Origin of the sequence: Mesorhizobium sp. M7A.F.Ca.US.014.04.1.1 (assembly GCF_003998745.1) — a bacterium.
Lineage (GTDB): Bacteria > Pseudomonadota > Alphaproteobacteria > Rhizobiales > Rhizobiaceae > Mesorhizobium > Mesorhizobium ciceri.
This window is the reverse complement of sequence record NZ_RZRW01000443.1, coordinates 1-4,818: the sequence shown is the minus strand read 5'-3', so window position 1 is coordinate 4,818 and position 4,818 is coordinate 1. Positions and strand designations below refer to the sequence as shown.

Genomic DNA, 4,818 nt, shown 5'->3' with positions numbered 1-4,818 from the left:
GTGATGTTCATGCCGAAAGTCGCGGCCGCCACCGGCAGCAATTCGAAATTGCCGAGATGACCGGTGAAGACGATGTGCGGCTTCTCTTCGCTGGCTATTTCGACGAAGTGGTCAGCTCCCTTGACCTCGACGCGGCCGGGCTCGCTGGCTGCGGGGTCGTAGTCGAAGAGGGCGTCGAGAAAGATGTATTCGGCGGCAAGGCGAGCCATGTTGCCCCACATGTCGGAGGCGATCGCCTGGATTTCGGCTTCGCTCTTTTCCGGATAGGCCTTGCGCAGATTGTCGACGGCGACCTGATGGCGTCCCACCCGGGGGCCGACCAGGCGTGCGACGCGGTCGGCGAAATTCAGCGCACTGTCGGCCGGCAGCAGGCGCAGGACCGAGATGATCATCATCGCTGCCCGCGCCACCAGCCAGTAATTGAGCTGGCGCAGTTGCCTGCCGTAACGAAATTTGAGGTCCCGGCGGAACTTCTTGAATACAGAGGTCAAGGCTCTAGCCGACGCGCAGGATGATCTTGCCGAAAACGTCGCGGCCTTCCATGCGCTTCAGCGCGGCGTCGATACCGTCGAAGCCGACTTCGGTGTCGATGACGGGTGCGACCTGTCCCGCCGCCATTTTCTGCATGGCGTTGGCCATGTTTTCCATGCGGCAGCCAAAGGAGCCAAGCAGTTTCAATTGCTGCTGGAACAGCTGCATCAAATTGATCTGCGTCGACACGCCGGAGGTCGAACCGCAGGTCACCAGGCGGCCGCCACGCTTCAGGCACAGCATCGAGGCGGCGAATGTGTCGGCGCCGACATGTTCAAAGACGACGTCGACGCCCTTCTTCTTGGTCAGCTTGCGCACGACGCCCTCGAAACGGTCGTCGCGGTAGTTGATGACATGGTCGGCGCCGAGCGCCTTGGCCTTGTCGATCTTGTCGTTGGAGCCGACCGTAGTGATGATCGTGCAACCCATCCGCTTGGCCAACTGGATGGCCGCCGAGCCGATGCCGGATCCGCCGGCATGGATAAGGATGGTTTCGCCGGGTTGAAGCCTGGCGTTGTCGAACAGCATGTGCTCGACGGTGCCGAAGGTGACGGGCGCCACCGCCGCCCCGATGTCGGTCACGCCGGGCGGGGCAGGGACCAGCAGGCGGGCCGGCAGGTTGATCTTCTCCTGCGCGAAACCGTCGAGATGGAAACCGTGCACGCCCGAAACATGTTCGCAGAGGTTGTCGCGGCCTTCGCGGCAGGCTCGGCAGAGGCCGCAGGTGCGCGCTCCATAGATCGACACCAATTGTCCGGGCAGCAGGCTGGAAACGCCGGGGCCAACCGCCTCGACCTCGCCGGAGGCCTCCGCGCCGACGACCAGCGGCAGCTTGCGCTTGGCGAAGGCCATGCCGCGCCAGCCCCAGACGTCGATATGGTTCAGCGCTACTGCCTTGATGCGCAGCGTGACTTCGCCGAGTGCCGGCGGTGGAGGAGGCGGCAGGTCCACCGTCTCAAGACGGCGGTCCTCTATAAGTTGCAATGCGCGCATGGGGCCTGTCGGTTCAGTCTGGCTGAAAAAGGTCGCTTAGACCGGTTCCCGCGCCATGACAAGGCAAGTGTTCTGGCCGCCGAAGCCGAAGGAGCTCGACAGAACGGTGCGGACCTCGGCGTTGCGCTTCTTGTTCGGCACCACGTCGAGCACGATCGCGGGGTCGGGATTGTCATAGTTGATGGTCGGCGGAATGACGCTTTCGCGCATCGTCATCAGCGAGAAAGCCGCCTCGACAGCGCCCGCCGCCGACAGCGTGTGACCGATCATCGATTTGTTCGACGAGACCGGCATAGAGCCGATCCGCTCGCCGAACACCGTCGACAGCGCCAGATGCTCCATCTTGTCGTTTTCGGGCGTCGAGGTGCCGTGGGCATTGACGTAGTCGATCTCGTCTTCACCCAGTCCGGCATCGACGAGGGCGGCGCGGACCGCGGCGATGGCCGGTGAAGCGTCCGGTTTGGAGCGGGTGCGGTGGAAGTCGTCGGCCTTCTCGCCGCAACCGCCCAGGACGCCGAGAATAGTCGCGCCGCGAGCCAATGCCGTCTCAAGCGATTCCAACACCAGCGCCCCGGATCCCTCGGCCAACACGAAGCCGTCGCGATCCCTGGAGAAGGGTTTCGACGCCTTTTCGGGGATGTCGTTGTGCGTGGAGAGCGCCGAAAGCAATGAGAAACGGATCAATGCCTCGGCGGTCGCGGAACCGTCCGCGCCGATCGACAGCGCACGGTCGCATTCGCCGCGTCGGATCGCCTCGACACCGAGCTGAATCGCGGTGGCGCCTGAAGCGCAAGCCGTCGACAGCGTGATCGGCAGACCACGCGTGCCAAGGCGATCGGCAAGGCGGCCGGCGATCGAACCGAACTGGGTGGTCTCGAAAATATCCAGCTCTTTCAAGCTACGCGCGACCCGAAGCAGTCTTTCGGCGGCGGTGTCATCCTTGTCCTTGTCAGAATTGTAGAGCGAGAAGCGCTCGGCCCAGTCGAGTTCGACTGGCGGCGATGCGAGGAAGAGCGGTCCGCCGAAATCGCTGGAATCAAGACCGGCTTCGCTCACCGCTTCTAAGCCCGCAAGCTCGGCTAGCTCATAGGTGAGTGGGCTGGCGCCTTTCGAGCTCGACGGCAGGAAATCGACCATGCCGGAGATGCGGGTGTTCAATTGATCGATGGGAAAGCGGGTGATCGGGTGAATGCCCGACTTGCCGGAGGTCAGTGCCGCCCAATTGTCTGATTTGCCGACGCCAAGCGAGGTCACCACGCCGATGCCGGTGACGGCGACGATCGGCCTGCCCATGTGATCTCTGAGATTGGCCATCCGGGAGCCCTCTTATCGTTGCAGCATGGGTCGTGGAGCCGCGTTACGCGGCATTGACCAGCGCCATGCCCTCGAATTGGTGATAGCCGATCGCCGTTGCAAGGACGGATTGGGGAACGCCTTCGAACGGCGTCTCGGCTGCGGCATCAAAAACAGGATAGGCGGCCTTGCGGTCGACAGCGAGTGCCGCCAGTGCCACAGCGAAAGGAAACTGTGCTTCCTTCATGTGCCCGGTCAGCGTCGAGAAGCCACGCGCGGCGATCGCCGGATTGGCATCGAGCGCTGCCTTCTCGGCTGTTGTCGCCGCATGCGCCCCCGATGCGCCCGACAGGGTCAGCAATTTGCCGTTCGGCAATGCAGCCTGCTTGAGCAGTGCGGCGATCTCGGCGTCGAGTTCTCCCCGTGGCCGCCGGGCGCGGCCGGAGACGACCGGTCCAAGTTCTGCATAGATCTTGCGGCCGCGGCTCATCGCGTGTTCGCGCTGCTCCAGCACCAGGAAGGCGCCGCCGGAGCCGGTCACGACGCCACCGCCCTCAGTGCCCTGTCTTTGCCAAACCGGCTTCCATGGGCCGCGATGCAGATAGCCGGCGAGTTCATAGCCGAGCAGCATATCGGGATGTTCGGTCTGGAAGGCACCGCCGACCAGGATATGCGTCGACTGACCCGAGCGGATGCGTGCGGCGGCCGTTTCAACCGCGGCGACACCGGCACCTTCCTCGCCCATGAAGGTTCTGGACGAACCGGTGACCTTGTGGACGATGGAGATGTTGCCGGCGAGCAGGTTGGACAATTGGGCCAGAAACAGTGTCGGGCGCAATTCGGTGGTCAATTTCTCGTTGAGCAGTACATCGCGGTCATTGCGGCTTTCCGAAGCGGCGAGAATGGCGGCATCGACCGCCTCGTCGCGCTCGCCACCGCCCGCCGCCACAACCATGTCCATGGTCGCGCAGAGTTCGTCATTGCCCTTGATGCCGGCGTCGTCCAGTGCAAGGCCGGCAGCATAGGTGCCGAGCCTCTGCCAGGTTTCCATCTGGCGCTGATCGCCACGCTTGGCGATCTGCAGGTTCCAGTCGATCTCAGGCAGCGGATGGACAGTATAGGGTGCAAAGCGCGTCGCTTCGAGCACCGGCTGCGGGCCCGGTTGCGCGAGCTTCTGCCAGTGGGCGTCAGGACCTTCCCCCAGCGAGGAGACAAGGCCGATACCTGATATGACGACGTCGCGGGGGCTGCTCATGTGCGGCTTTGTGGGTCAGGCGGCAGAGCGCGTCAAGATCGTGCGCTCAACTGACGTCAGGCGGTCTTGGCGGCGACCAGCGCGTCGATCTTGGCGCACAGGTTCTTCATGACGAAGTAATCGTCGGTCGAAGCCTTGCCGTCATTGACCTCCTGGGTCCACTTTTCCAGCGGCACCTTGATGCCGAATTCCTTGTCGATGGCAAAGACGATGTCGAGAAAATCGAGGCTGTCTATGCCGAGATCGTCAATCGTGTGGCTCTCGGGCGTGATGGTGTCGATATCGATCTCGCTGGTGTCGGCAATGATCTTGGCGACTTTGTCGAACGTGGTGGACAAGGGCTTTTCCTTCGGTTGCGGGCGGAATCTGTCCGCATCTTGTTTGGGCGCTGTCTAATCGGTTTTTTCCGGCAGGAAAAGGCCTGATACGCCGGGCGCAGATGGGTAGGTTTCCTTCGAAACGCAAGAAGGGCCGCCGGTTTACCCGGCGGCCCTTCTGTTGACGCAACGTCAGCCTTATTTCGATGCGTGTCGTTTTTCCAAAAGCGGAACACTTTTGGCGACATGCATCAGCTGTCGCGAAGCTTGACCAGATCGTTCAGCAGCCCGCCCGTTCCGTTGTGGACGGTCAGCCGCTCGACCTTGCCGGCGATGGTTTCCAGCGCCTCGAGCTCCTTCAGCCGCAGCATCACCGGGTTTTCCGCCATCACCCTGGCCGTGTTGAGGAGGGAACGGGTCGCGTTCGTC

At 62.9% G+C, this 4,818-nt stretch carries 4 protein-coding genes and 2 pseudogenes; all 6 read right to left on the bottom strand.

Going from position 1 to position 4,818, the window contains the following annotated elements; genetic code table 11:
* Window positions 1-491, bottom strand: a pseudogene (locus tag EOA22_RS24500) (lipid A biosynthesis lauroyl acyltransferase); the annotation flags it as partial.
* Between the two features lie 4 nt (window positions 492-495).
* Window positions 496-1,524 carry a zinc-binding dehydrogenase gene (locus EOA22_RS24495; RefSeq protein WP_013531222.1) on the bottom strand — a complete coding sequence of 343 codons (1,029 nt, stop codon included), beginning with the start codon at window positions 1,522-1,524 and terminating at the stop codon, window positions 496-498.
* Between the two features lie 36 nt (window positions 1,525-1,560).
* On the bottom strand, window positions 1,561-2,838 hold the full coding sequence (locus EOA22_RS24490; protein ID WP_013531223.1) for a beta-ketoacyl-ACP synthase: 1,278 nt from the start codon (window positions 2,836-2,838) through the stop codon (window positions 1,561-1,563).
* A 43-nt stretch (window positions 2,839-2,881) separates the two neighbouring features.
* On the bottom strand, window positions 2,882-4,072 hold the full coding sequence (locus EOA22_RS24485) for a beta-ketoacyl-ACP synthase (RefSeq protein WP_063168178.1): 1,191 nt from the start codon (window positions 4,070-4,072) through the stop codon (window positions 2,882-2,884).
* 56 nt (window positions 4,073-4,128) lie between these two features.
* A complete protein-coding gene (locus tag EOA22_RS24480; protein WP_010909964.1) occupies window positions 4,129-4,410 on the bottom strand; it encodes an acyl carrier protein in 282 nt (93 codons plus the stop codon).
* Window positions 4,411-4,640: 230 nt separating this feature from the next.
* A pseudogene (locus tag EOA22_RS39045) lies at window positions 4,641-4,818 on the bottom strand (slipin family protein); the annotation flags it as partial.